Origin of the sequence: Arthrobacter sp. Alg241-R88 (assembly GCF_900537115.1) — a bacterium.
Classification (GTDB): Bacteria; Actinomycetota; Actinomycetes; order Actinomycetales; family Micrococcaceae; genus Arthrobacter.
Genome location: NZ_UNRG01000013.1, coordinates 19,851 through 45,346 on the forward strand (window position 1 = coordinate 19,851; position 25,496 = coordinate 45,346).

The 25,496-nt window shown below is 63.6% G+C and carries 20 protein-coding genes; 7 read left to right on the forward strand and 13 right to left on the reverse strand.

All coding sequences use genetic code 11. From position 1 onward, the window contains the following. Positions 1-5: 5 nt before the first annotated feature. The 4 genes from G6R19_RS18840 to G6R19_RS18855 all read right to left on the reverse strand — a co-directional run bounded on the left by G6R19_RS18840 (position 6) and on the right by G6R19_RS18855 (position 3,558). Positions 6-1,046, reverse strand: coding sequence for a Gfo/Idh/MocA family oxidoreductase (locus tag G6R19_RS18840; RefSeq protein ID WP_163167819.1), 1,041 nt, complete (start codon positions 1,044-1,046; stop codon positions 6-8). Then, the gene (locus tag G6R19_RS18845) at positions 1,046-1,819 is read right to left on the reverse strand and encodes an amino acid ABC transporter ATP-binding protein (protein ID WP_163167821.1); all 774 of its coding nucleotides are present in this window, start codon (positions 1,817-1,819) and stop codon (positions 1,046-1,048) included. Before G6R19_RS18845 ends, G6R19_RS18840 begins: the two co-directional genes overlap by 1 nt. Then, complete coding sequence (locus G6R19_RS18850; protein WP_163167823.1) at positions 1,816-2,604, reverse strand: amino acid ABC transporter permease; 789 nt, start codon at positions 2,602-2,604, stop codon at positions 1,816-1,818. The genes G6R19_RS18845 and G6R19_RS18850 overlap by 4 nt, the downstream gene beginning before the upstream one ends. 90 nt (positions 2,605-2,694) lie before the next feature. After that, complete coding sequence (locus G6R19_RS18855; protein WP_163167825.1) at positions 2,695-3,558, reverse strand: ABC transporter substrate-binding protein; 864 nt, start codon at positions 3,556-3,558, stop codon at positions 2,695-2,697. 186 nt (positions 3,559-3,744) lie between these two features. Here G6R19_RS18855 and G6R19_RS18860 point away from each other — a divergent pair, with 186 nt between their 5' ends. Beyond that, the gene (locus G6R19_RS18860) at positions 3,745-4,833 is read left to right on the forward strand and encodes a LacI family DNA-binding transcriptional regulator (protein WP_163167827.1); all 1,089 of its coding nucleotides are present in this window, start codon (positions 3,745-3,747) and stop codon (positions 4,831-4,833) included. Here the strand turns inward: G6R19_RS18860 and G6R19_RS18865 are convergent. The 7 genes from G6R19_RS18865 to G6R19_RS18895 form a co-directional block, all read right to left on the reverse strand. Then, a complete protein-coding gene (locus tag G6R19_RS18865; protein ID WP_163167829.1) occupies positions 4,826-5,686 on the reverse strand; it encodes a TIM barrel protein in 861 nt (286 codons plus the stop codon). The two genes, G6R19_RS18860 and G6R19_RS18865, sit on opposite strands and share 8 nt — an antisense overlap. Positions 5,687-5,688: 2 nt before the next feature. After that, a complete protein-coding gene (locus tag G6R19_RS18870) occupies positions 5,689-6,525 on the reverse strand; it encodes a carbohydrate ABC transporter permease (protein WP_163167831.1) in 837 nt (278 codons plus the stop codon). After that, positions 6,519-7,490 carry a sugar ABC transporter permease gene (locus tag G6R19_RS18875; protein ID WP_163167832.1) on the reverse strand — a complete coding sequence of 324 codons (972 nt, stop codon included), beginning with the start codon at positions 7,488-7,490 and terminating at the stop codon, positions 6,519-6,521. Before G6R19_RS18875 ends, G6R19_RS18870 begins: the two co-directional genes overlap by 7 nt. 10 nt (positions 7,491-7,500) lie before the next feature. Then, the gene (locus tag G6R19_RS18880) at positions 7,501-8,820 is read right to left on the reverse strand and encodes an extracellular solute-binding protein (protein WP_163167834.1); all 1,320 of its coding nucleotides are present in this window, start codon (positions 8,818-8,820) and stop codon (positions 7,501-7,503) included. A 179-nt stretch (positions 8,821-8,999) separates the two neighbouring features. Then, positions 9,000-10,103 (reverse strand): LacI family DNA-binding transcriptional regulator, encoded by a 1,104-nt coding sequence (locus tag G6R19_RS18885; RefSeq protein ID WP_163167836.1) that lies wholly within the window; start codon positions 10,101-10,103, stop codon positions 9,000-9,002. 61 nt (positions 10,104-10,164) lie between these two features. Further along, positions 10,165-11,043 carry a PfkB family carbohydrate kinase gene (locus G6R19_RS18890; RefSeq protein ID WP_163167838.1) on the reverse strand — a complete coding sequence of 293 codons (879 nt, stop codon included), beginning with the start codon at positions 11,041-11,043 and terminating at the stop codon, positions 10,165-10,167. 87 nt (positions 11,044-11,130) lie between these two features. After that, positions 11,131-12,132 carry an SIS domain-containing protein gene (locus G6R19_RS18895; protein WP_163167840.1) on the reverse strand — a complete coding sequence of 334 codons (1,002 nt, stop codon included), beginning with the start codon at positions 12,130-12,132 and terminating at the stop codon, positions 11,131-11,133. A 270-nt stretch (positions 12,133-12,402) separates the two neighbouring features. Between G6R19_RS18895 and G6R19_RS18900 the strand changes: the two genes are divergently transcribed. After that, positions 12,403-13,269, forward strand: coding sequence for a hypothetical protein (locus G6R19_RS18900; protein WP_163167842.1), 867 nt, complete (start codon positions 12,403-12,405; stop codon positions 13,267-13,269). Positions 13,270-13,274: 5 nt separating this feature from the next. On the opposite strand, the gene G6R19_RS18905 is transcribed toward G6R19_RS18900, so the two are convergent. After that, positions 13,275-16,169, reverse strand: coding sequence for a glycoside hydrolase family 3 protein (locus tag G6R19_RS18905; protein WP_163167844.1), 2,895 nt, complete (start codon positions 16,167-16,169; stop codon positions 13,275-13,277). A gap of 196 nt (positions 16,170-16,365) precedes the next feature. Between G6R19_RS18905 and G6R19_RS18910 the strand changes: the two genes are divergently transcribed. The 3 genes from G6R19_RS18910 (at position 16,366) to G6R19_RS18920 (ending at position 20,126) form a co-directional block, all read left to right on the forward strand. Then, positions 16,366-18,069: an extracellular solute-binding protein gene (locus G6R19_RS18910; protein ID WP_163167846.1), complete on the forward strand. Its 1,704-nt coding sequence runs from the start codon at positions 16,366-16,368 to the stop codon at positions 18,067-18,069. A 153-nt stretch (positions 18,070-18,222) separates the two neighbouring features. Beyond that, complete coding sequence (locus tag G6R19_RS18915; protein ID WP_240341972.1) at positions 18,223-19,146, forward strand: ABC transporter permease subunit; 924 nt, start codon at positions 18,223-18,225, stop codon at positions 19,144-19,146. Continuing rightward, complete coding sequence (locus G6R19_RS18920; RefSeq protein WP_163167850.1) at positions 19,143-20,126, forward strand: carbohydrate ABC transporter permease; 984 nt, start codon at positions 19,143-19,145, stop codon at positions 20,124-20,126. Before G6R19_RS18915 ends, G6R19_RS18920 begins: the two co-directional genes overlap by 4 nt. 32 nt (positions 20,127-20,158) lie before the next feature. Here the strand turns inward: G6R19_RS18920 and G6R19_RS18925 are convergent, their stop codons facing one another. Then, on the reverse strand, positions 20,159-21,184 hold the full coding sequence (locus G6R19_RS18925) for a LacI family DNA-binding transcriptional regulator (protein WP_163167852.1): 1,026 nt from the start codon (positions 21,182-21,184) through the stop codon (positions 20,159-20,161). Positions 21,185-21,208: 24 nt separating this feature from the next. On the opposite strand from G6R19_RS18925, the gene G6R19_RS18930 reads away from it, so the two are divergent. Continuing rightward, complete coding sequence (locus G6R19_RS18930) at positions 21,209-23,278, forward strand: beta-galactosidase (RefSeq protein WP_163167854.1); 2,070 nt, start codon at positions 21,209-21,211, stop codon at positions 23,276-23,278. A gap of 6 nt (positions 23,279-23,284) precedes the next feature. Continuing rightward, the gene (gene yicI / locus G6R19_RS18935) at positions 23,285-25,465 is read left to right on the forward strand and encodes an alpha-xylosidase (RefSeq protein WP_163167856.1); all 2,181 of its coding nucleotides are present in this window, start codon (positions 23,285-23,287) and stop codon (positions 25,463-25,465) included. Positions 25,466-25,496: the final 31 nt, after the last annotated feature.

The following is a 25,496-nucleotide window of genomic DNA, read 5'->3' on the forward strand; positions in this document are numbered from 1 at the left end:
GTGCGTCAGGCGAGGGCATGGACTTCTTCAATGACTTTCAAGACTTCGACGGCGTCTGCCGGGTCAACCGGGACCGGTGCGCCGCGCAGGAGGGTATCGGCGAGGAGCCGGTAGAACTGGGGATAGGCACCCCGCTTGGCGGGAACGGCGCTTGTTGCACCATCCACTCCCAGGACCCCCCAAGAGTCCTGGGGTTCGACTCCGTAGCCGGGGTCGCCGGGGAGGACCCCGGCGTCGAGCGCGGGTTCCTGGCCGTCCAGTCCCCACTTTGTGTAGCCGGCGGACGAGCCGAGCACATGGAACCTGGGACCCGTCAGTGCGGCTGCACCGTTCATCCAGAGCCGGGAGCGCACGCCCGAATCATGCAGCAGGGACACAAAGGCATCCTGTTCCGGTGCTGACTGCTCTTCGCTCTTCCCGGCTGTTTCGCCGTAGCTGCGTGCCACCGGCCCAAAGAGCTGGATGGCCTGGTCAATGAGGTGGGCGCCCAGGTCGTGGAGGATGCCGCCGCCCTCCGCCGTGGTGGCAGAGTCGCGCCAATTCCCGAAACCTTCAGGGCGCCACCACTCGAACCGTGATTCGAAGGTCCGGACCTCGCCCAACGCACCCGCATCCAGGAGCTTCTTGAGGGTGAGGAAATCGGCGTCCCACCGGCGGTTCTGGAAGACCGTCAGATGCACGCCGGCCTCGGCCGCGGCGGCCAAAAGCTCCTCGCCGTGGGCTGACGTGGTGACGAATGGCTTGTCCACCACAACATGAAGCTTGTGGGCGATCGCCGTCGAAGCCATCCCGAAATGGGTGGCCGGAGGCGTTCCCAATACCACCAGGTCAAGGTCCGCGGCGAGCGCGAAAAGGGCCTCGGCCGTGGGGACAACCCGCGCGTTCGGGTAGCGGGCCGCCGCTGCGGCGGCACGTTCCGGGTCGGCGGTAACTATCACATCGAGTGAATACGAAGGGTCCGCCTCGATCAGGGGTGCATGGAAGACACGTCCGGAAACCCCAAAACCGACGACGGCGGTACGGATGGGCGCGCTCCCCGCTGCCATCACAGGACCTCCGAGAGGAAGCGCTGGAGGCGTTCACTCTTGGGGTTGTCGAAGATGTCCGCCGGCGTGCCCGCTTCAACCACTTCGCCTTCATCCATAAAGACGACCTGGTCGGCGACTTTCCGGGCGAAGCCCATTTCGTGCGTCACCACCACCATGGTCATACCCCGCTTGGCAAGGGATGCCATGAGGGTCAGGACGCCCTTGACGAGTTCGGGGTCCAGGGCGCTGGTGGCCTCGTCGAAGAGCATGACCTCCGGTTCCATGGCGAGGGCCCGGGCGATGGCGACGCGCTGTTGCTGTCCGCCGGAAAGGTCCCGGGGCCGGTGGTCGGCGCGTTCGGCGAGGCCCACTTCTGCCAGGCGGCGGCTTGCGCGCTCCCGTGCCTCTGCCTTGGACATTTTCTTGACGCTCCAGAGGGCGAGGGCCACGTTTTCCAGGGCAGTGTGGTCCGGGAAGAGGTTGAAGTGCTGGAACACCATCCCGATCCGGCTGCGCAGAATATCGGGATTGACCTTCAGTGCGCTCTCGCCCGCCAGGAGCACGTCGCCGCTTTTGGGCTCATGCAGGCGGTTCACGCCCCGAAGCAGGGTGGACTTGCCCGAACCGGAGGGCCCGATGATGCAGGTGGTGGTGCCCGGCGCCACCGTGAGGCTGACGTTGCGGAGGACCTCGATGTCCCCGTACGCCATGGTCAGGTTCTGCAGTTCCAGGCTGGATCCGTGAAAGGTCTGGATGTCAGCGGTGGGGTTGGCGCTGGTGCTGGTGATCATGTGTTGCTCCCGGTAGTGAGCGGCGAGGCCGCGTCGAGTTCCTTGACTTCATTCAGGCCGCTTGACGGAGCCGTGGGCCGGCGCTTTCCTGTCCGGAAGCGGCTGTCGAAGTAGTTCACCAAGTGCGTGAGCGGCACGGTGATGATGAGGTAGAAGATGCCGGCCATGACCAGCGGGGAGAGGTTTCCGGAGAGGACTGCGGCGTCCTGGCCGACGCGGAAGAGTTCACGTTCGCTGACCAGCAGTCCGAGGAAGTAGACGAGCGAGGAGTCCTTGACGATGGCGATGAACTGGTTCACGAGTGCCGGCAGGACGCGGCGGATGCCTTGGGGAATGACGACGAGTGCCATGGATTTGCCGTAGCTCATCCCGAGGGCGCGGCAGGCCTCGCCCTGGCCCTTGTCCACGCTTTGGATGCCGGCGCGGAAGATCTCGCCGATGTAGGCGCTGGCGATCAGGCTCAAGGCGATAATCCCCAACGGGTAGGGCGAGGGGCCGAAGATGGACTGGCTCAGCCGGGCGAACCCCTGGCCAATCAGCAGGATGGTCAGGATGGCAGGCAGGCCCCGGAACAGGTCTGTGTAGATGCGGGCCGGGATACGCAGCCACCGGGACGGTGAGATCCCCATAACGGCGACGATCATGCCGAGCACGACGCCGATAATAGTTGCCGCGACGGAGATGATGAGGGTGTTCAGGAGGCCCACAGCCAGAAGCTGGGGCAGGACTTCGGCCATTGCACCGAAGTCGAAGAACGTGCGGATGATGGTGTTGAGCCAGTCCATGGTTGCTCTCAGACGTTGTTAGCTGGTGGAACGGGGGCGGCGCTGCCGGCGGTGATCCGGTGGCGGGCCGCCCCCGCAACCTTGGGAGGGTTACTTGCTGGGTGCCGGGCTGGAGGTTTGTTCAGCCTTGGGAAGGTACTGCTCGGGCATTGGGGAGCCCGGGAACCACTTTTCGTAGAGCTTCTTCCAGGTGCCGTCCTCCATGGCTTCAGCCAGGCCCTTGTTCAGGGCCTCCTTGAACTCGGTCTTGCCCTTGGCGATGGCGAAGCCGGCCGGAGCGTCGAAGGACGGGATGTCCGCAGCGCTCACCAGCCCGAACTGTTCCTGGTATGACTTGGCGGCCTCGTAGTCCAGGAAGTGTGCGTCGACAGCACCGCTGTTGACGGCCGAGACTGCAGTGTTGTTGTCGGGGAAGCGCACCAGGTTTGCGGAGGTGAAGTTCTTGACAGCGTAAGCTTCCTGCAGCGTGCCCTGGACAACGCCCAGGCGCTTGCCGGAGAGACCTTCCGGATCGCTGATGCCGGACGTCTTGGTGGTGATGATGGTCAGGTATCCGGCCAGGTAACCGTCGGAGAAATCAACGGTTTCCTTGCGCTTGTCCGTGATGCCGATGGCGGCGACACCCGCGTCGAACTGCCCGTTGGCTACGGCGGCAAGCAGGCCGGAGAAGTCCTGTCCGGTGAAGACCACGTTGTCTACACCGGCCCGGCGGGCTACGTCCGTAAAGAGTTCGACGTCGAAGCCCGTGAACTTACCCTGGGCGTCCGTGAAGGTGTACGGCTTGGAGTCGCCCAGGCTGGCGACACGGATGGAGCCGGGCTCAATCAGGCCGTACGGGTTGTCTGCGGACGAGGATGAAGCAGGAGTGGAGGCTCCGCAGCCGGACAGCGCCACGACCGCGGCGACGGCAGCGGCAACGAGCGTTGCGGGGCGGAAAGTCTTTCGAGTAAACACAGCGAGTTTTCCAATCGAGAGAAGCGGGAGATGGGGGATCAAGATCCGCCGTGGTGGTGGTGCTTTGCCGGTGCCTCTTGCTGAGTCCGGTCTCAGTCCCTACGATTGAGACCGGACTCACACCGATTGATAAGAATGTAACCCAAGCCACAAAAGGGCGTCAAGCGCCCGGTAAGAAAGGCCGACATGAGTAATGACGCTTCACGGCGGCGCGACGTCACAGTCGCCGACGTCGCCAAGGCCGCACAGGTATCCAAAGCCCAGGCGGCACGTGCACTGGGCAACTACGGCGCTGTCAGTGACGATGTGAGGGAGCGCGTGCTGGCTGCGGCGGAAGAGCTGAACTACCGGCCCAACGAGCTTGCGCGAAGCATGAACACCGGAAAATCCAACACCATCGGCGTGGTGGTGGGCGACATCGAAAATCCCCACTTTGGCCTCGCCACCAGGGGCATCACCGACACCGCCAAGAAAAGCGGCTTCAACGTCATCCTGGTCAACACCGATGAGGACACCGCGGCCGAAGTCGACGCCGTGAAGGTTCTGCTGGACAAGCGCGTCGACGGTCTGATTATCGCTCCGGCGTCGTCGGTTGATACCAGACACCTGGAAGGCGTTCACAAGTCAGGGCGGCCCTTGGTGCTCCTGGACCGCAAGGCACCGGGGCTGGTGGTGGACACGGTGGCGGTGGAGATGGAAGGGATCTCCTATGAATCCACCAGCTACCTCATCCAGGAAGGGCACAGCCGGATTGCCTTCATTTCCACTATCCGAACGGATGAGCCCTATTTCGCCGGATTGCCCTTGGAATCCTCACAGATTTCCGATCGCCGGGACGGCATGAAGCGCGCCTTTGACGAAGCGGGGCTTCCCCAGCCCGAGGACTTGGTCCGCCTCAACGCCGGCAGCCCGGAGTCAATCAAGAAGATCACCCGGGAACTGCTGCAGCAGCCCCATCCTGCCACCGCGATCATTGCGTCTGACGGGCTTATCGGACTCAGCGTGGTGGAGGCAATCCAGGACCTGGGGCTTTCGATCCCGGACGATGTCTCGTTCCTGATGTATGACGACTTTGCCTGGACCCGCCTCACTACCCCTCCTCTGACGGTCATTGCCCAGCCCGTCTATGAGATGGGCGTGGCAGCCGCCGAAGCCCTCATTCGCCAGATCCAGGGCAGGAAGGCGCCGGTTGCCATACCTGAATTTTCCGCAACCCTGGTGAGGCGGGGATCTATCGGCTCGCCGCCCAACAGGGGTGGCATTCCGGTCAACTAGCGGAAACGTCCAAACGCTGCGCGATGCTGTCCTCCCACGCGTTCAGGCACTTCTGGAAGGCGGCCCGCGGATCGATGGAGTACGAGCCGTCGCCGAAAAGTTCGAAGGTAATTGATTCCTTGTACTCCAGCTGCCCTAATCCCCGCAGGATTGCTGGCAGGTCCAGATTGCCGTCTCCCCACGCCATGTGACCGGCGGGGGAGCCGTCTATCAGGTGTACGTGGCGCACCTTCCCGCCAAAGGACCTGCCGTAATCACTGATCGCATCTCCTGCCACTGCCAATGCGACGGTGTCAATGACAACACCGAGGTCACGATGTCCGACGTCGTCCAGCATGCGCTTCAGCGACGACACATCGGTGACCAGGTTCGACTCCACCCGCTGCAGCGGTTCCAGGACGCAGGAAACGCCCAGTTCTGAGGCCCGTTCAGTGATCGACTGCAGGGCAAGGACGCTCCGTTCCCAGGCTGGCTCCAACGGCTCATCCTCGTAGCCGCGGCCGGAGGTGAGGAACAGCAGGGGGGATTCCAGGTCACTGCAAATCTCGGCTGCGCGGAGGAAAAGCTGCACACTTGCCTCCCGCAGCCAGGTCTCGCCTGACGCGATGTTGACCGGGTAGGCCACCTGTTCAGGCGTTATGCATGCCACCGAAAGCTCACGCTCACGGAGCAGCTGCAGAACATTCCTGACGTCGTGCTTGCCTGCGTCCGGGATGTACAGGTGGGGCGCTATGCCCCACAGCTCCATCTTCGCGCGTCCCAGTTCCACCATGTCGTTAAGGCAACGCTCAAGAGTGTGGTGCTGGTAGGCAAAATTGGAACCGCAAATCTGGTCCGCGCCCAGGTTGCCCATTGCTACTTCCCCACACCGTCAGCCAGGCCGCGGATGAAATACCGCTGACCCGCAAAGAAGAGCACAATCACCGGCACGGCGGCGATGGCCATTCCTGCGAAGACCACGGGGTAGTCCGTGCCGTGTTTGGCCATGAGGTTGGTAAGTCCCACCGGCAGCGTCTGCAGCGTGCCGCCGCTCGTGAAAATCATGGCGAAAAGGTATTCGTTCCAGGTGAAGAGAACGTTCAGCAGGATCGTAGAGATGATGATTGGCCGGCACATCGGCAGGATGACCTGCCAGAACGCCCGTGCCTTCGAGGCACCATCCACTGCTGCGGCCTCGTCTACCTCGAGGGGCAAATCCAGCATGTAGGCACGGATCAGGAAAGTGGTGAAGGGAACGCGGAAGGCGGTGTAAAGAATCAACAGCGCCCAGAAGCTGTTGTAGAGACCCAGCGCCTGGAACATCTTCACGAGGGGAATCAGGGCCACGGTTGGCGCCAGCATCAAACCGGCCAGGATCAGAATCAGGATGGTCCGGTTGAACGGAATCTTGACCCTGGTCAAACCGTACGCTGCCCAGGCACTGATCAGCACGGTGGCGGCGGTGGACGCAACGGTGACGAGGACGCTCGTGGTGAGGTAATCGCCAACACCCCGGTTCCAGGCGGTCACGTAGTTTTCCCACCGCCAGGTTTCCGGCAGCGCAAACGGATTGGCGAACAGTTCCGAATTCGACTTCACACCGTTCAGCAGCATCCACAGCAGGGGGTAGATCACAACGATGGCCAAGGCCACCAGGAAGGCCTGGACAAAAACCCGTCCCAGGATCATCAGTACTGAAGTGCGCGTCACCATTCCACCCTCCTGCGCTTGGCCAGCCGGAGCTGGAGTACCGCGAGGACCAGCGTGATGACGAAAACAGCCGTGGCGATGGCCGCGGCATAACCAAAATCGTTGCGGACAAAACCGCTGCGGTAGAGCCAGGTGCCAAGGACCTGGCTGGAATTGTTGGGGCCGCCTGTGGTCATGACCATCACCTCGTTGAAAACCTGGAACGCCCCCGAGACCGTAACGATCATCATCAGGCTGCTCATCTCGCGGACAAGGGGCAGGGAAATAAAGAAGAACCTGCGGACGGGGCCAACGCCGTCGATGGACGCCGCTTCGAAAAGCTCGGAGGGAATACGTTGCAGCGCCACTGCGAAGAGCAGGGTGCAGTAGCCGAAGCCCTGCCACTGGCTCATGGCGATGATGCCGAAGATTGCCGTATTTTCCTGGCCGAGCCAGGCTTGTGCGAAGTTTCCCAGCCCCAGGGTTTCCAGCGCTGCGTTCAGGATGCCCATACGCGGCTCGTAGATGAAATAGAACAGGAGCCCGGCCACCGTAAGGGATATTGCCGAGGGAACGAAGTAGATCGCCCGCAGGGCACCGCGCCAGCGCGGACTGGGCAGCCCCTCCACGAGGGCTGCCAGAACCAGCGCTCCGAACACCTGGAAGACGATTGAAATTCCGGCATAAAGGGTGTTGTTGAGGAGTGACTTCCAGAAGATCGGGTCATTGAACATCTTGAGGTAGTTATCGGCACCAATGAAGGTCTGCCGTCCGCTGTAGATGTCCCATTTCAGGAGGCTGAAGCCCAAATTCTGCACGAGGGGCAGGTAGCAGAAGACACAGAGCAGCAAAACCGCGGGCAGAACCCACACCATGTTGCGCCACCGGCTGGCCCTGCTCCTGTCCGCTTGCCGGCCTTTGGGGAGACCTTTGGCGTCGGATCCGGAGGCCGAAGGCGCGGGCCTCCGGATCGCGTTCGAAACTGTCATGGCAGGTCTGCTACTTGGCTGCGCTGGAAGCGGAACGCACGGCGTCAAGGACTTGTTGCGGGGATTGGGTTCCCGCAACAAGGGCCTCGCCGCCTGCCAGCCAGGCATCGGCCACATCCGGAACGGTAACTGAGTCAAGCCAGATGATGGCTTCGGAGGCGTCATTCACCTGCTTGATGCCTTCGACCACCGGTCCGGTGGAGTTGTGTTCCGAGACCACGCCCTTGACCGCACTGGGCTGACCATAGGGCGGTGACGAAAGTTTCGTGGCATTCTCCTTACTTGTGGCGAACTTCATGAAGTCGACTGCCAGCGCCGCGTTCTCGGACTTGGGGTTGATCAGGTATCCCTCCGGAGAACCCTCGATTGCCTTTGTGTCGCCCTTCGCCGCGGCTGAGGCAGGCAGCTTGAAGATGCCCAGGCCGTCGTTCTTGAGCTGGGATCCCTCCGACGCCGTTGTGTCGAATTCGAGGACTTCCTGGTAGTACATACCGGCGGTACCCGTAGCCAGGGCCTGCTGTGCCGTGGTGTAGAGGACGCCGTTCGAGTCTTTTCCGCTGCCGGTGCATTCGTTGATCAGCTCGGTGAACTGCTCCATGGCCCGGATGTAGCCCTGGTTCTCGAGCTTCGCCGTCTTGGGGTCGAAGTCCGCTTCCAGTTCCTCGGTAGGCACCTCATAGGCGAACAACTGCTGGAGGTAGTGCAGGCCCGGCCAGCCGTCCTTATTGCCAAAGGCAATAGGTTCATAGCCGGCATCCTTGAGCACGGAGCAGGAGGAAATCAGTTCCTCGAAGGTGGACGGCGGGTTAAGGCCCAGCTCCTTGAAAACCTTCTGGTTGTAGCCCATGAATTTTCCGTTGTTGTACAAGGGAACCGCAAAGAACTTGCCGTCTCTTTCAAAGGCTTTGAGTGAAGATTCGCCGAAGGTGCTTCCCCAATCAGTGCCAGGGGCGATGACCGGCGTCAGGTCCGCTGCGAGGCCGCCGTCGATGAAGTTGTTTGCCCAGTTCCCCGCCCAGGTGAAGTAGATGTCCGGCAGGGCCTGGGATGCTGTGAGGGTCTTGGTTTTGTCCTTGATGCTCTGGTCAGTCTCCTGGATGAGTTCGAAGGAGACATCAGGGTGGAGTTTTGTGTACTCCTCGGCCAGGTCCTCGAAGTATGGTTCCAGGGGGTCGCCGCCGAATTTGGTGAGGATACTCAGGGTCCCGGAATATTCGGGTTCTTTCTGCAGATCCAACTGAGCAACAGGCTCGCTTCCGCCGGCGCAGCCGGTAAGAGCGAGGGCTGTTCCCGCAAGCAGGGCTGTCAATATGTGCGTGCTTTTCCGCATCGTTTCTACTTTCGCTCGGATGGCTGAATAGCCGAGGTCCACAGGACGAAGAGTGCTGCCCTCCGTTGGATGGCACCTGCGCCAAGTGTGCGTTTTTGGGAATTGTGATACCGGTACCACAGTGAATCACGATTGTGGGCCCGGGGGAAGGGTTTCAGGAAGAAATAGTTGCCGGCGGTTTATTCGGCTGCACGTGAAGGCGCAGGGCCGTCGGAGGAGCGCGCAATGAGTGTGGAGGGCAGGACGTGCTTCCTCGGTGCGGAGGAATCGCCCTCGATCCGGACGAGGAGCTGTTGTGCTGCCGCGGCGCCAAGTTCGCGCATGGGCTGCTGGATCATGGTCAGGGGTGGTTCCATGACTGCGGCCCAAGGGCTGTCATCGAAGCCGATCAGGGACACGTCCTTGAGGATCCGGCGGTTGTGCGTCCGTAGTGCATGGAGGGCGCCCACCGTTGCCTCGGTTTCCGTCGTGAAGATGGCAGTGGGGGGATCCGCAAGGGCGAGCATCCCGCCGATGGCCCTGGTTGCCTGTCGTTCATTTTTCAGGACGTGGGTTACCAGGGCGGTATCGAACGGTATTCCGGCCTCTTCCAGGGCATCCAGGTAACCGCGAAGTCGTTCGCCGTCACTCCAGAGTGCCTCGTCAAGGATGCTGTGCATCTGCTGCAGGTCTGTTGCAGGGCTGAGTGTCACCGGGCCCCAGGCGAAGGCAATCCGCTGGTGGCCGTTTGCAATCAAGGACGCGACGGCGGAGCGGGCGGCTTCCCGGTTGTCGATGACCACCGAGTCGGTATCCAGGCCGTCCACCAGGCGGTCAATGAGGACCACCGGTATTCCACGTTCCATCGCGGTGGATAGGTGCGAGACGTCGTCGTTCCTTCCGGCCGCCGAAGCGACCACAAGGCCATCAACCTGTTTGGCCAGCAGGACCCTGATGGCGTCGCGCTCCAGGTCCAGCTTCTCGTCGGTGCTCAGGATGATGGCATCGTAACCGGCCTGTTTTGCCGTTTCCGAGATGCCCCTGAGGACCCCCGAAAAGAAGGGGTTCGCCACGTCCGCGAGAACAATTCCCAGCGTTTTGGTGATGCCGGTGCTCATGCTGCGCGCCAGCGTATTGGCCTGATAGCCCAACCGTTCGGCAGCCAACAGGACCTTTGCCCGCGTGGCATCGCTGACGGACCCATAGTTGCCCAGGGTACGGGCGACGGTGGCCCTGCCCACCCCAGCGGCAACGGCAACTTCCGAGATGGTCGGAGCGCCCCCGTGCTGATGGTCCGGCGACATCCGGTTCCCTTCTGGTCTTGGAATCGCCCTGGGGCGGTTCCTATGAGGACAAAGCTCTGGTTCAGATCCTAGTTGCTGCAGCGACGGGACGGCCGTGCCCGAATGCAGCTTCAACGTAGCACTGTTCCGCTGCCGATTCCGCGGCAAAAGCGAGGGCGGGGCGCAGCGAATCTGCAGTTGGCGCGGAGTCCCGTGCCCAGCCCGACTGCAAGAGTCTGACGACTAATCCGGTGACGAACGCGTCCCCGCAGCCCATGGTATCGGCGAACCTTTGCGCGTCCGTTGGCGCGGCTCCCTGTGTAAGGAACCGCTCGCCGTCGTACAGTACCGCGCCAGCGGCCCCCCTGGTGGCAACCGCGAGCGAAGCGCCCGCCGCCTTGACGCGCGCAAGCTCATGTTCAACGGCCCTCAATGGTGCGTCTCCCAGCGACAGCAGGGCCATGTCCACGAAGGGGGCGGTACGCCGCAGGTAGCTGTCAGTCCTGCGCTCCGGTTCCCAGGAGTAGTCAAAGCTGACCAAGGGGCCGGCCGCCCGCACTGACGGGAGCTGGTCTTCGGAGGCGGAGTAGACGCTCGAATGGACAAGGGCTGCTGAGGCCAGGTAGCTCCGATGTTCAGGACCGAGTGTGAAGGGTTGGCTGGTGGTGACACCGCCTTCGTTCCAGCCCAGGAAGACCCGGTCGCCGTCGATAACCTTGATTTCCGTGACGCCGTTGGGGCCTTCGCGGGTCTGGCACCTGCTGACATCCACTCCTTCCGCTTCTATGGCGGAACGGACAAAGGCGCCCAGCGGATCGGAACCGAAGACACCCACATAGGCGGACTCCAGGCCCAGTCGGCGTGCCAGGACCGCAAAGTTCACGCAGTTTCCGCCCGGGTACATCACTCCCCGGTCCAGGAAGCGGTCCACGATGTTGTCCCCGAACCCTATTACTTTCATGCTCATCCTGTCTTGACGGCGGTGTCCCCGGCTTGTGGCCGGGTGAAGCTGCCGCGCCCCGGGCCGGGGCGCGGCCATCGGAGTCTGTCAGTATTCAACGACCCGGTAGTACCGGCGCAGGTCCAGCGAGTGGTTGCGGACCCGTTCCAGGTGCTTGCTGATCCGGTCCGCCACGGTGTCCAGAACCAAAGGTGCCAGAAGGCCCCGGAACCGTGCGCTGATTCCCGCCAGCTCGTAGTCCTTGGTGTCGAGGATCGTGGTGTTCTTGTTGTAGTTCTCGGCGAACTTGACCACGCGTTCCATCAGCGGGCGGCTTTCGTCTTCACCCAGGAAAAGCATCAGGCTGGTGTCCTCCTCGATAAGTTCGAGGGAGCCGTGGAAAAACTCGGCGCCGTGGACACGCGTTGTGCGCAACCACTGCATTTCCTCGAGGATGCACATTGAGTACAAATAGGTGAAGCCCCAGAGATTGCCCGCGCCGACGAGGAAGTGGTAGTCCGCCTCCTTGTTTCGTTCTGCAAACGCTTCCGCCACCGGTTCTGCCTGGCGTGCCACCTCAAGGAGGACTTCGGGAACGGTCTGGAGCTCAGCCGCAAACTCTTCGTACCCCTCAAACTCTCCCCGTGCATCCAAAAGGCGGGTGGACAGGAGCAGCAGGGGGATGTCGAACGGCCAGGTCTTCGGTTCGGTGACCAGGGTGACATCCAACGCCTTGGCAAAAGGACTGTCCCCGAAGCCGGTAAAGCCAACGGTGTAGGCCCCTTTGGCTTTGGCGAATTCGATCGCCTCGATGATGTCCTCCGTTGTTCCGGAGACCGAAGCAAAAACGGCGATGGATCCGGGCCCGAATGCCGGGTCGCCGGTCAGCATCAACTCCTTCCCGATTGCTGCGCGAACGGGAAGGGTGGACCGGGAGCGGATGAAGTGTTCGTAGGGCAGCATGGCGGCGTAGGTGCCACCGGCGCCGATGAGGAAGAGGTTGTCAAAACCCCGCTCCTGGATGGAGTCCACGAACTGTTCGATGTGTCCCTGCAGCGCAAGTGCGCTGCGGGTCTGGGCGAGGAATTCCTCTTCTTTGAAGCCGAGCACGGGCTGTCCTTTCGTCTTTGTGGTAGTTGCGGTTGATACGTGTTGATACCGGTATCACAACTGCTCATCATGGTTTCACGGTGCTGGCGGCGGGTCAATAGATTGCTGACGGGAATTTTGGGGGAGCCCATTCGTCGCGCAAGGAACGCGTCCAGGTTGCGGCCCACAAACTTCGCCGGACGTTCACTTCCCCCTCAACCCTGTGAAGGGACCGCGCACGTAGCGTGAAAAGCGTACGAGCACCACCCGCCAACAGCCGTGAGGATTGCCATGATCACCAGCCAGCAGCCCGTCGTCCTGACCAGCAGCAGCATCGAATCCAGCGACGAGGATGTCGTGGAGGCCAACGTCAGCATTGTGGACGCCATGCACGCCGCCCTGCTCCGCGCCGAAGAGATGTCACCCGTAGCTGTCCGCGGCTACTATGTGGACTTCTACCTCACGCAGGCGCTGGAGGGCGGCTTCGCGCAGTACGTCTTCACCGCCGTCGACCGGGCCGCAACGGACACACTGATCCGCGAGGCCATGGCAGGGATGGGTGCCGCCGCCCACCTTGACCTGTTCAACCGTACGGTGGCGGCGTACGACAACCTGTCCGAGGAAGACGAAGAGCACTACCTCGACGGCGGCCTGGATGGGTCAGGGGAAAGGCCCGACGGCGTCCTCCGGATGGAGGAGCTCGACGGCGAGTTTGAGGAGCTGCTCGAGCGGGAGAACATCACTTCCCTCAACGCCGCCTGGCTGCGGGGCCAGGCCGATCTCCTGGTGCTGGACGACGAGGAAGTCGGCGCTCACATTGAGCGGCTTGTGGCGCAGATCCCGGACCTGCCGGAGCGCCAGGCGCAGGCTGACGCCGAGGCCCTGGAAGACGCCCCGGACTTCGAGATCATCATCCGCGAGCTCTGCAGCATCGCAGGGTATGAGCTGGTCAAGATCACCATGGGCGACCCCAACTATGTCCATGGCGGCGAGAAGACCCTGGCCTGGCACTTCTCCACCGACCACGGCGACTTCCTGATGGTCGAGGAGGACGATGAGGCCTTTATGATCAACCCCGATACGCAGGAAATCGTCGCAGCCGTGGAGTTCGAGGACGCGGACCTTGAGGAAGCCGACGCCGAGATGGTCGGGGCTTAAAGGCGCTATCGCAGCTGTAGCCGGCTGACCGTGACGGCGCCTTCCAGAACCAGCCGGAACGTGCGTGTTTCATAAAACGGTGAAGTACCGGAAGTCAGCGGGACCTGAAGCTCGCCGCTGAAACCGGGCGAAACACGGGCGGTGCCGATCGTGTTCCAGGTGTCGGCGGGTCCCGGCACCTGGACCCGGAGCACGCAGCCGGCGCCCGGTGTGGCCGGGCTGCAGGAGACGACGTCGGCCAGCACAACGTTCTCCCTTAGCGGCTCCGCTGCACTCCAGAAGCGGTAGGTCACCCAGGCGGGGCGGGCGGCGTCTGCGGGGCTAACGGCAGTGCCCGCCAGCCGGGTCTCGGGAACCAAGGCAACATTGCCGCAGGAGTCGAAGTTTTCCGAACGGAACCAACGGCCGGTGCTGCGGCCGCGGCCTGGTGTTCCGGGCACTGCCAGCGCCACTGCCAGGGGAAGGTTCTCTGCCGAGGAACCCACCAGCAGCTGGTAGGCGCCGGGCTCCACCAGCATCCGCTCCTCCACCGGGCTGTAGGTTGCCAGGCGGTCCAGGGGAACAGCGATTGTGGCCGTTGCTGTTCCGCCGGGGGGCACCTCCACCCGCTGATGGCCCACCAGCAGGCGGCGCGGGAATTCGAAGCGGTGGCCGGGGGCGGATGCGTAGACCTGTACCAGCTCGAACGCCGGCCGGCTTCCCTCGTTGCGCAATTCCACCGTTAGTTCGGCCAGGTCTGCGCCGGTGGTTCCTCCGCCAGGCATCTCGCGGAGGGCAACGGACCCGTACCGCACATCGCCGTACGTCAGGCCGTGGCCCAGCGGGAACAGGGGTTCGGCACGGCTGTACAGGTAGGTGGAGCGTGAGGTGATGATGTCGTAGTCCAGGATGTCCGGCTGGTCTGCATCCCGCGCAAACCAGGTCTGCGCCAGGCGCCCGGTCGGTTCGGCGTCGCCACTGAGGACGTCGGCCACACCGCCGCCCAGCTCCTGCCCGCCATGGCTGCTCCAGACGATGCCGGGGGTGTCAGCCAATGGGCCCAGGGCGTAGGGGTAGGAGGACACCATCAGGAGCACTGTTCGCGGGTTCGCCTCACGCACAACACGGACAAGTTCCTGTTCGGCCAGCGGCAGGTCCAGCGTGCTGCGGTCCAGCGTTTCCCTGCCGCCGAGGTGCGGATCATTGCCAACAACCACCACGGCGGTATGCGCTTCGGCGGCGGCTTGCCGGGCGGCCTCGTGTCCGGACTTGAGCGTCCGGAGCACAAACCGTTCAGCCGTGGCGGCGTCCGGAACCAGGGCGGCGCTGGTGGTCCCTGACTCAACCCGAAGCCACTTTCCGGTCCCAACATGCTGCAGGGCGGCGGTGCCGTCAGCAGCGCGGTCCAGCCGGAAGGTCTCCTGCACCACCCAGCCGCCAACCCGGTCTGCCACCGCCCGAAGGTAACCGTCGCCCGTGTCCGTCACGAATTTGCCGGTCAGCATTGACTGGAGGGTTACCTCGCCGGCTCCCCAGTCCTTCAAGGTAAACGATTCCGCCAGGCCGGGTGCGGTGGCGGCGGCGGTGAGCACCTCGCCCGGGCCGCCACCCAGGTACCCGCCCGTCCTGACGCTTCGCAAGGCAACGATGTCGGCACCTTCTTCAGCAACGACGCCGGCCCCGTCCGTCCCGCCGTAGCGGCGGGTGAGTCCTTCAGCGATGCTGACGGCGTCCTGCAGGGTTCCGCTGTACCAGTCACTGAGGACGCGCGATCCGAGGCTTCCGATGACGGCGATGGTGCCGGGGGCGTCGCCCAGCGGCAGGATGCCGGCGCCGGCATCGTTGCGCAGCAGCACCACGGACTTTGCAGCCGCTTCCCGTGCCAACTGAACGTGCGCCGCCGCGCCGATTTCTTCGGGCCCGATCGAGGCGTAGGGGTGGGACGCAAATTCACCAGTCCTGGCCCTGAGGGTGAGGAGCCGCAGGACAGCCCGGTCCACGTCAGCCTCGCTGATCAGGCCCTGCTCGAGCGCCTCAGTAAGGTAGGCGATGGACGGTGCGGGGTTATCGCCGTCGTCCGTGAAGCTGTCCACCCCTGCCTTCAGCGCGGCCGCGTAAGCTGCCGGGCCGCCGTCGAAGTACTTCTCGGCGCGGAAGAGCGAGCCGGGAGCGCCGGCGTCCGTAACGATGGCCAGGGAGTCCCCGTTACGCCACTGCCGAAGCTGCGACTGCACCAGGTCCGAAACGTGGGCCGGCCTGCCGTTGACCAGGTTGTAGGACAGCATCACCGCCCCGGCCACCCCCTCTTCGATGGGGGAGCGGTAAGCGGGGAGCTCATATTCATGAAGCACCCGCGGGCTGAGGTTGCTGGAGGTGACGTTCCTGTCGAACTCATTGTTGTAACCGAGGAAGTGCTTGAGCGTGGGAACCGTCAGCCACGTGTGCGGGTCCTTGCCCTTCAACCCGCGGCAATAGGCGCCGGCCAGCTCCGCCGTCAGGTGCGGGTCCTCCGAAAAGCCCTCCTCGTTCCGCCCCCACAACGGATGCCGGAGCGGATTCACCACCGGCGCCCACACGTTCAGGCCCACGGAGGAATCTTCCGCCTTCTTGCCGCGAAGTTCGCGGCCTGTTGCCTCGCCGAGCCGTTCAATCAGGTCAGCATCCCAGGTGGCGGCCATGCCCACCGGCTGGGGAAAGACCGTGGCCGGGCCCAGCCACGCAACTCCGTGCGCAGCCTCTGCACCGGTATGGAAAGACGCCAGTCCCAGCTCCGGGACAGCCGGCGCGTGCTGGTGCAGCATGGCCACCTTCTGCTCCAGGGACAAGCTGGCCAGGATCCGGGCGGGCAGGCCGGCGTCCTGCTCCTGGCCGGGCCCTAAGGCATCAACGTTGAGGGTGGCAGGCTGAGCGGAATGCGGCACTGGAGTCCAATCGGCTGGCTTATCGAATCGCTTATACAAAGCAGGCGAGACCCAGTGTTGCACCCCAGGATGTGAGGCGCAACACATTTCGGCCTTGCGGGATTTACTGCGAGTGCCCTACGCTAATCGAAGTCGAACCGATTCGATGAATTCGTTGAATCCCGCCGTCATTGACTTAACACGAAGGAGTGCTGTCATGCTCATTTCCCACGTAGGCCCCGGGAGGGGCAAACCCCGTAAAACCGCCGCCGGACTGCTGGATGAAGCATCATCCGCAGCGGTGAACCGCCGGTCCTTCCTCGGAATCCTCAGCGGCGCCGTGTTCCTGGCCGCGGCGCCGGCGGGGTTGACTGCTTGCTCGCCAGGTACTGCAGCACCACAGGCCACCAACTCGGGAGGACTGGCGGAAGCGGTGGCCAAGCTGGTTCCTGCCTACAAGCCGCTCGAGCTGGTGAAGCCCGATATCCCTCCGATCAACGGCTCCACCCCCGGTTTCACCAGCATCCCTTCCTCCCTGGTCAAGTCGGTCACCGGCACACCGGGAAGCGGTGGAACCTACACGGCCATGACGCCGGCCTGGTGGGCTGTTCCGCCTGCCCTGCCGCAGAACAGCTACTACCAGGCTGTCAACGAAAAGCTGGGCGCCACCATTAACTTCCAGGCCAACGACGGCAACGCCTACGCGGATAAGGTCCAGACAGTGCTGGCCTCGCCCAAGGACGTGCCGGACTGGATGGTTATCCCCAGCTGGAACCTCCCCCCGCGCTTTGGGCAGGCCGCCGCGGGTGTGTTCCAGGATCTTTCGGAGTTCATCGCCGGGGATAAGGTCAACAAATATCCCAACCTGGCTAACATCCCTACTGCCGCCTGGAAGATGGGCTGCTTCGAAGGCGGCCTCTACGGGCTCCCGTATCCCGGCGCGTTGATCTCGGACGCCATCTTCTACCGGGCGGACCTCTTCGGGGAACTGGGCGTGGAACCGCCGAAGTCCGCGGACGAATACCGCAAGCTCGCCAAGGAGCTGACGGACGAGTCCAAGAACCGCTGGGGATCCGAAGACGTCTGGAACGGCGCCCAGATCATGCACGGCGTGGTGCCCAAGTGGAAGATGGTGGACGGCAAGCTCCAGAACAAAGTCGAAACGGACGAATACCGGGCCGCCCTTGAGTGGACGGCCAAGCTGTTCGCCGACGGTTCCGTCCACCCCGACGCCGTGGCAGGCAACTCCCAGCAGTCCAAGCAGCGTTTCGAGTCCGGCGCCTCCCTTATGGCGTCTGACGGAACGGGATCCTGGCATGAAGCCCTGGCCCGGGTCCTGCCCTCCAACCCGAAGTTCAATATGCAGCCCATGGACTATTTCGCTCCCGACGGCGGCAAGCCCACCCTCTTCCGCGCCCAGCCTGCCGCCATTTTCAGTTTCATCAAGAAGGCAGACCCGGCGAAGGTGGAGGAAATGCTGGCACTGGCCAACTTCATGGCCGCCCCGTTTGGCACAGAGGAGAACGTCCTGATCAACAACGGCGTTGAAGGAGTGCACTTCACCCGTGATGCCCAGGGCATTCCGAAGGCCACCACCAAGGGGACCGAGGAGGTCACCAGCACCTACGCGTTCCTCGTCAGCCCTCCGATCGTCAACTCCATGGTCCAGTACCCCGGGCTGGTGAAGTCGCAGTCTGATTGGGAGGCGCGGCAGGCACCCAACGTGGTGGAGGACGTGTTCTTCGGCATGCAGATCCAGGAGCCGGCCAAGTTCGGCTCCCTGTCCAAGCCGTTTGATGACCTGGCCAAGGACATCATCCGCGGACGCAAGAGCCTGAAGGACCTCGACAGCGAGCTCGCGTCCTGGAAGAGCAAGGGCGGAGACGAACTCCGGGACTTCTACGCCGGGTTCCTGGCCTAGGACGTGGCACGCATGATCACCGGAATAGAGCACAAGGCTTCCGCGCCATCGCAGGATGGGGGTGGGACACGTACCGCTGAGGCCCTGCCACCGGGCACGACGACGGGGCGTAGCTCCCGTGTTGCCAGGCGGGCTGTTGGAGGTGCCGCCGCCGTGCCGCCGCGCGCAAAGGGCAACCTTCGGTTGCGTTTCAAGCGGGACCGCTCGCTGGTATTGATGGCATTGCCTGCGGTCATCCTGCTGGGCGTTTTTGCCTACCTCCCCATGCTGGGCAATGTGGTGGCGTTCCAGGATTACTCGCCCTACGTCGGCATTCCCGACAGCCCGTGGGTGGGCACGGACAACTTCGCCAGGGTGCTGGCGGACGCCGACTTCTGGCATGCCGTGAAGAACACCCTGGTGATCACAGCGTTCCAGCTGGTGTTCTTCTTTCCGATCCCCATCGCCCTGGCCATGCTGTTGAACTCCCTGGTGAATCCCCGGTTGAGGGCGGCGGTACAGGCCGTGGTGTACCTCCCGCACTTCTTTTCCTGGGTGCTGGTGGTGTCCGTCTTCCAGCAGATCTTCGGCGGCGCCGGACTGCTCAACCAGTCATTGCGGGCCAACGGCTGGCAAGCGATGGACATCATGACCAACCCGGACACCTTCCTGTTCCTGCTCACCTCCCAGGCAGTCTGGAAGGACGCAGGCTGGGGCATTATCGTCTTCCTCGCTGCCCTGAGCGCCATCGATCCCGCCCAGTACGAAGCTGCGGCGGTGGACGGAGCGGGCCGCTGGAAGCGCATGTGGCACGTCACCCTGCCCGGCCTGCGCAGCGTCATCGTGCTGCTGCTGATCCTGCGGCTGGGGGATTCCCTGACCGTGGGTTTTGAGCAAATGATCCTCCAGCGCGATGCAGTAGGCGCGGAAGCCTCCGAGGTCCTGGACACCTTTGTGTACTACACCGGCGTCCAAAACGGCGACTGGAGCTACGCCGCTGCGGCCGGCCTGATCAAAGGCCTGGTGAGCCTGGCCCTGATCCTGACAGCCAACAAAGTTGCCCATATCTTCGGTGAGAGCGGTGTCTATTCCAAATGAGCACAATAATCAGCAAGGCCGGGCCCTCCACCAGCACCTCCAAACCCTCCACCAGCACCTCCAAACCCTCCAAACAATCCAAGCCGCCGCGGCTGAAACCAGAACGCCCCGTCTGGGACGAAGAACCGGGGGCAGCGGCGAAGGCAGGGAAGTTTATTGTCCTGGCCGTCGTCGTTCTGGCTGTCCTGGGGCCGCTGTACACAATCGTCCTGACGAGCATCTCCTCCCAGGCCACCATCACCCAGGCCGGGGGACTGGTCCTGGTCCCGGGAGAAATCTCTTTCGCCGCGTACCAGCAGATCCTCAGTGGAGGTGTGGTCACCCGCGCGGTGCTGGTCAGTGTGGGAGTCACGGCCACCGGAACCGCCCTGAGCATGGTGGTTTCCATCCTTTGCGCCTACGGGTTGTCCCGGCCGGGGTCCTTTGCGCACACACCCATCCTGTTCACGCTGCTGATCACCATGTTCTTCAGCGCAGGGATCATCCCCTCCTATCTGCTGGTCTCGGGGCTGGGGCTGATCAATACGTATTGGGCGCTGATCCTGCCCAGCTGCATCTCGGTGTTCAACATCATCATCCTGCGCGGCTTCTTTATGGGTATCGACAGGGGAATCCTGGACAGCGCAAGGATCGACGGTGCCAGTGAATGGCGCACCCTGACCCAGATTGTGCTGCCCATGTCCAAGGCGGTTACCGCCGTGATCGCACTCTTCTACGGCGTTGGCTACTGGAACGCCTTCTTCAACGCCGTCCTCTACATCAACGACAGCGCCATGAACCCGCTGCAGGTGGTGCTCCGGTCCTACGTGCTCCAGGGCGTCTCGGTTCCGGGCCAGGTGGACGTGGGCACGGGGGCCGCTGCTGGCCCTGCCCTGCAGATGGCCGTCATCGTGCTGGCCATGGTGCCCATCCTGATCGTGTACCCCTTCGTGCAAAAGCACTTCACCAAGGGCGTGATGATCGGGGCGGTCAAGGGATGAGGGGCCAGTCCGCGCCGGCCCTTCAACTCACGTCATCGAGCCGCGGCGGTGGTTTCTCCAGCCGTCAGTGTGGGGGCGATGAGCCGGAGTTCGGCTGGTTTTTCCAGGCTCAGCCGGTCCATCACCATCTCCACCGCGGCACGGCCGATGTCCATCGCGGGGATGGGCACAAAGGTCCAGGGGCGGACGGCAGCCTTTGCCACATCTGCCGGCGCAATCACCGCCACGGAGATGTCCTCGGGGACGGAAAAGCCGTGGACGGCCAGGTTCTCACGCAGGATCGGCAGCAATCCCTCGTTGTGCACCAGAAGAGCAGTAATGGGCCCGGGGCCGGCGAAGACCTTGTCCAGGGCCCTTGCCAGGTCAGGCGAGTTGGCCTCGCACGCTACGGCTACATGATGAACCTCCAGCGCGCGGCAGGCCTCCTCGAATCCACGCAGGGCGCGGTCGGCATAGGTAGCGTGGCGGCGCAGCGAAGCCGGCGGAGACCCGATGAACGCAATGCCCCGGTGCCCCAGCTCAGCCAGGTGGCGTACGGCAGTGCGGGACGCCCCGGAAAAATCGAAGTCCACGCAACTAAGGCCGCGCGGATCATCCGGCATGCCGATCAGCACCGCCGGTTTCTGCAGCCTGGCCAATACCGGAATGCGGGGATCGCGGGCTTCGATGTCCATCATGAGCAGGCCGTCCACCATGGACTGGGACGTCACCCGCTCTATGCTGCCGGCGTCATCCTGGGTCAGCAGCAGGACGTCCTGGTTGAAGGAACGGGCAGTGGTCACCACGGCCGTGACGAACTGCATGACCACTCCGACGTTCACGTCAGCCCGGAGCGGCACCACAAGGCCCAGCACATTGGACCGGCTGGAGGCCAGTGCACGGGCACTGGACCGCGGGCTGTACTTCAGTCGGCGCATTGCCGCTTCGACGATATCGCGGGTTTCTTTCGATATGGGACGGTTCCCGCTCATCACGTAGGACACCGTACTTGTTGAAACTCCGGCTTCTTTGGCCACATCGCTGATCGTCGCCGCAGTTGAAGCCTTTCGATTACCCATACCCCCATTTAACCAAGGAATTCAATGCATCTTCGCAGCCACGGGCTGAACTCCGTGACCCAGCAGGCAGGGTTGTTGTTCGGCGCCGACTACAACCCCGAACAATGGCCGGAAGAAAGCTGGCCGGAGGACATCCGCCTGATGCAGCAAGCGGGGATTAACCTCGTCACCCTGGGCGTGTTCAGCTGGGCAAGGCTGCAGCCATCCGAAGGCAGGTGGGACTTCGGCTGGCTGGACCGGATCCTGGCGCTCCTGCACGAAGGCAACATCAATGTTTGCCTCGCAACGCCCACCGCATCGCCCCCGCCGTGGCTGGGACACCGCTTCCCCAGCACGCTCCCCACCGACGCCTCGGGAACTACTCTCTGGTACGGCTCACGCAACCAGTTCTCGCCGTCGTCAGCGGTGTACCGCAGCGCTGCGCTGCAGGTTACGGCCGCGCTGGCGGAGCGCTACGGCAAGCATCCCGCCGTCGTGATGTGGCACGTGGGCAACGAGCTCGGGCAGGTCAGCTACGACGACGAAACGGCCGGTGCGTTCCGGGGCTGGCTGCTGCGCCGCCATGGTTCCCTGGACAACCTCAATTCCGCCTGGGGCACAACGTTCTGGAGCCAGGGGTACAGCAGCTGGGAGGAGATCCTGCCGCCCCGCACAGCGCCCTACCTGCATAACCCCACCCAAGTCCTGGACTTCAAGCGTTTCACCTCGGATTCGCTACTCAAGCTGTTCACCGCTGAGCGCGATATCATCCGCCAGCACTCTCCCGACGTCCCGGTCACCACGAACCTCATGGGCTTCTTCCGCGGCGCGGACTACTTCAGCTTCGCAGGCGAGACGGACCTGATCGGCAACAACTGGTACACGGACCCGGCCCAACCTCAAACCTGGGAACTGGGCGCGCTCACCCACGATCTCTGCCGGGGACTGGCCGGTGGCAAGCCATGGCTCCTGATGGAATCAGCGGCGTCGGCCGTAAACTGGCGCCCGCACAACAGCGCCAAGGAACCCGGCGCGCTGCGGGTGGACTCCCTGTCTGCGCTGGCCCGCGGCTCGGACGGAATCTGTTTCTTCCAGTTCCGCCAGTCCGCCTTTGGTGCCGAGCGCTTCCATTCCGCAGTGGTACCCCTGGCGGGGGAGGACACCCGCGTGTTCCGGGAAGTCTCGGCTCTCGGGTCCGAGCTTCAGGATCTCCGGCTCCTCGCCGGAACCCCCTCACCCTCCCGCATTGCCGTGTTGTTCGACTGGAACAGCTGGTGGGCTGCCGAGTCCCCGGACTGCCCCAGCGACAGGCTGGGCGTGCTGGACCAGCTCCAGGCCTACTACCGGCCGTTGCTAAGGCGCGGATTGTCGGTGGAAGTGGTGCATCCCGCTGCCGCCCTGGACCGCTTCGACCTGGTGCTTGTCCCCAGCCTCTTCCTCCTCACCGAAGAACATGCTGCTGCACTGACCGGCTGGGTGCACGGGGGAGGAACTGCAGTGGTGGGCCCCTTCAGCGGATTGGCCGACACCAACGGACACCTCCGCCAGGGACGGTTCCCTGCAGTGCTGGCCGGCATGCTGGGGGTCACGGGGGAAGAATGGCGCCCGCTGGCCGGCAGCGTGGGACTTGAATTTGCGCAGCCCGGACCCATGGGCCCGGAGGCCAACGCAGGACTGCCGGACAACCTCGAAGCCGCCGTCTGGTCGGAGGACCTGCGCCTCCACAGTTCCAGCGCTGCCGCGGTGGCCACCTTCGCGTCAGGCCCGCTTGCCGGGAAGCCGGCAGCAGTCCGCAACAGCCACGGCCAAGGGACCGCCTGGTACATCGGCTGCGACCTGCCCGCTGCAGCGCTGGGAAACATCGTTGGGGCGGCGGTGGCGGAAGCGGGACTGACCGTGCCCGTCGCCGCGGACCTGCCCGACGACGTCGAACTCGCCACCCGCGGCGGCTACCACTTCCTGCTGAACCACAGCCCGGAACCGCGGACGGTACGCCTCAAAGAGCAGTCGGTGGACTTGCTCTCCGGGGACAGCCACGGACCTGACATAACCCTGGAGCCGTACGGCGCCCTGGTCCTCAAGAACAGCTTTGACCACACTGAGAATGGAAACTGAGACCCCATGAAATTCACCGACGGATACTGGCTGTACCGCAAGGGCTTTTCCGCGCTGCACCCCCGCGACGTATCGGAGGTAGTGGTGGACGGCGGGACGATGACCGTCTACGCGCCTACCAAACGCATCACCTCCCGCGGCGACGCACTTAACCTTCCCCAGCTGACGGTCACCTTCGACGCCCCGATGCCGGACGTCATTGGGGTAACCATCGAACACTTCCAGGGCGGCCTGGACAACGGCCCGCATTTTGACGTGAACCGGGCAGGATCCGCCGCGGAGTTCAGCCAGGACGGCGGCCGTACCGCAAGCATCACCTCCGGGGGGCTGACGGCCCGGATCAGCACTTCCGGCGACTGGGGAGTCGACTTCCTCGGGAACGGCAGGCTGCTGACCAGCTCCACTCCGCGCAGCGTCGGCGTCATCACGGACGACGGCGGGCGGACCTTTGTGCACGAACAGCTCAGCCTCGGGGTGGGCACCAACGTCTACGGCCTCGGCGAGCGCTTCGGCGCCTTCGTGAAGAACGGCCAGGCGGTGGACATCTGGAACGAGGACGGCGGCACCTCCAGCGACCTCGCGTACAAGAACGTTCCGTTCTTCCTTACGAATGACGGGTACGGCGTGTTCGTCAACCACCCGGAGAAGGTTTCCTTCGAGGTGGGCTCGGAAGTGGTTTCCCGTACGCAGTTCAGCGTGGAAGGCCAGAAGCTGCAGTACTTCATCATCCACGGGCCCACACCCAAGGAAATCATCCGCCGGTACACGGAGCTGACCGGCCGGCCCGCCCGGATCCCGGCATGGTCCTACGGGCTCTGGCTGTCCACATCGTTCACCACCGACTACGACGAGAAGACCGTCAACTCCTTCATCGACGGCATGGAAGAGCGGAACCTTCCGCTCTCCGTCTTCCACTTCGACTGCCACTGGATGCGGTCCTTCCATTGGAGCGATTTTGTGTGGGACCCCGCCACGTTCCCGGACCCGGAGGGCATGCTCGCCCGCCTGCACGACCGCGGGCTCAAGGTCTGCGTCTGGATCAACCCGTACATCGCCCAGCGCTCGCACCTGTTCCGGGAAGGCCTGGAACGCGGCTTCCTGGTCAAGCGTCCGGACGGTTCTGTCTGGCAGTGGGACATGTGGCAGGCAGGGATGGGGCTGGTGGACTTCACCAACCCCGACGCCGTGCTCTGGTACCAGGAAAAACTCCGCGGCCTGCTGGGGCAGGGCGTCGATTCATTCAAGACCGATTTCGGCGAGCGCATCCCCACTGATGTGGTGTGGCATGATGGCTCCGATCCGGCAAGGATGCACAACTACTACGCGCAGCTGTACAACAGGACGGTCTTTGACCTGCTCTCGAAGGAGCTGGGTGAGGGCGAAGCCGTGGTCTTTGCCCGTTCAGCCACAGCAGGCGGCCAAACCATGCCGGTGCACTGGGGCGGAGACTGCGAGTCCACCTTCGCGGCGATGGCTGAATCGCTGCGCGGCGGGTTGTCACTGGCGGCGTCGGGCTTCTCGTTCTGGAGCCATGACATCGGCGGTTTTGAAGGTACGCCTGAACCGGAAATCTTCAAGCGCTGGATCGCGTTCGGGCTGCTGTCCTCGCACTCACGGCTGCACGGCTCCAACTCCTACCGCGTCCCGTGGCTCGTGGACGAAGAGTCAGTGGACGTCCTTCGGCACTTCACCGAGCAGAAGATGCGGCTGATGCCTTACCTGCAGATGGCGGCCGAAGAAGCGTATGCAGAGGGCATTCCCCTGATGCGGCCGTTGTTTATGGAATTCCCGGAGGACCCGGGCTGCGCACATCTTGACCGGCAGTACATGCTGGGCCCCGACCTCCTGGTGGCACCTGTGATGGACCCCTCCGGCACAGTGTCCTTCTACCTGCCCGAAGGGACGTGGACCCATCTGGAAACCGGCGAGCAGCTGGCGGGCCCCCGGTGGCATCGCAAGGAGTACTCGGTCATGGAAGCGGCAACCTGGGTCCGGGAAGGCGCGGTGCTGCCCATCGGTACGGTGTCCGACCGGCCGGACTATGACTGGGCGCAGGACATGCAGTTCCAGGCCTTCGCAGCCCAGGACGGCACGCGCCGGGTCGCTGTGCCGTCACCGGGCGGGTCCACCACTGTCTTCGAGGTGACAGTCCAGGACGGTGGCGTGTCCGCCGTCGTGGTCCCGTAGCTCACGCTGGTCTGGTTGGCGGGTTGCTAAG

What these genes read in the sequence shown, in the direction of transcription:
- G6R19_RS18840 (WP_163167819.1), bottom strand. Translation starts at nt 1,046, where the DNA reads ATGGCAGCGGGGAGCGCGCCCATCCGTACCGCCGTCGTCGGTTTTGGG.
- G6R19_RS18845 (WP_163167821.1), bottom strand. Translation starts at nt 1,819, where the DNA reads ATGATCACCAGCACCAGCGCCAACCCCACCGCTGACATCCAGACCTTT.
- G6R19_RS18850 (WP_163167823.1), bottom strand. Translation starts at nt 2,604, where the DNA reads ATGGACTGGCTCAACACCATCATCCGCACGTTCTTCGACTTCGGTGCA.
- G6R19_RS18860 (WP_163167827.1), top strand. Translation starts at nt 3,745, where the DNA reads ATGAGTAATGACGCTTCACGGCGGCGCGACGTCACAGTCGCCGACGTC.
- G6R19_RS18865 (WP_163167829.1), bottom strand. Translation starts at nt 5,686, where the DNA reads ATGGGCAACCTGGGCGCGGACCAGATTTGCGGTTCCAATTTTGCCTAC.
- G6R19_RS18870 (WP_163167831.1), bottom strand. Translation starts at nt 6,525, where the DNA reads ATGGTGACGCGCACTTCAGTACTGATGATCCTGGGACGGGTTTTTGTC.
- G6R19_RS18875 (WP_163167832.1), bottom strand. Translation starts at nt 7,490, where the DNA reads ATGACAGTTTCGAACGCGATCCGGAGGCCCGCGCCTTCGGCCTCCGGA.
- G6R19_RS18880 (WP_163167834.1), bottom strand. Translation starts at nt 8,820, where the DNA reads ATGCGGAAAAGCACGCACATATTGACAGCCCTGCTTGCGGGAACAGCC.
- G6R19_RS18885 (WP_163167836.1), bottom strand. Translation starts at nt 10,103, where the DNA reads ATGTCGCCGGACCATCAGCACGGGGGCGCTCCGACCATCTCGGAAGTT.
- G6R19_RS18890 (WP_163167838.1), bottom strand. Translation starts at nt 11,043, where the DNA reads ATGAAAGTAATAGGGTTCGGGGACAACATCGTGGACCGCTTCCTGGAC.
- G6R19_RS18900 (WP_163167842.1), top strand. Translation starts at nt 12,403, where the DNA reads ATGATCACCAGCCAGCAGCCCGTCGTCCTGACCAGCAGCAGCATCGAA.
- G6R19_RS18910 (WP_163167846.1), top strand. Translation starts at nt 16,366, where the DNA reads ATGCTCATTTCCCACGTAGGCCCCGGGAGGGGCAAACCCCGTAAAACC.
- G6R19_RS18920 (WP_163167850.1), top strand. Translation starts at nt 19,143, where the DNA reads ATGAGCACAATAATCAGCAAGGCCGGGCCCTCCACCAGCACCTCCAAA.
- G6R19_RS18925 (WP_163167852.1), bottom strand. Translation starts at nt 21,184, where the DNA reads ATGGGTAATCGAAAGGCTTCAACTGCGGCGACGATCAGCGATGTGGCC.
- G6R19_RS18930 (WP_163167854.1), top strand. Translation starts at nt 21,209, where the DNA reads ATGCATCTTCGCAGCCACGGGCTGAACTCCGTGACCCAGCAGGCAGGG.
- yicI (WP_163167856.1), top strand. Translation starts at nt 23,285, where the DNA reads ATGAAATTCACCGACGGATACTGGCTGTACCGCAAGGGCTTTTCCGCG.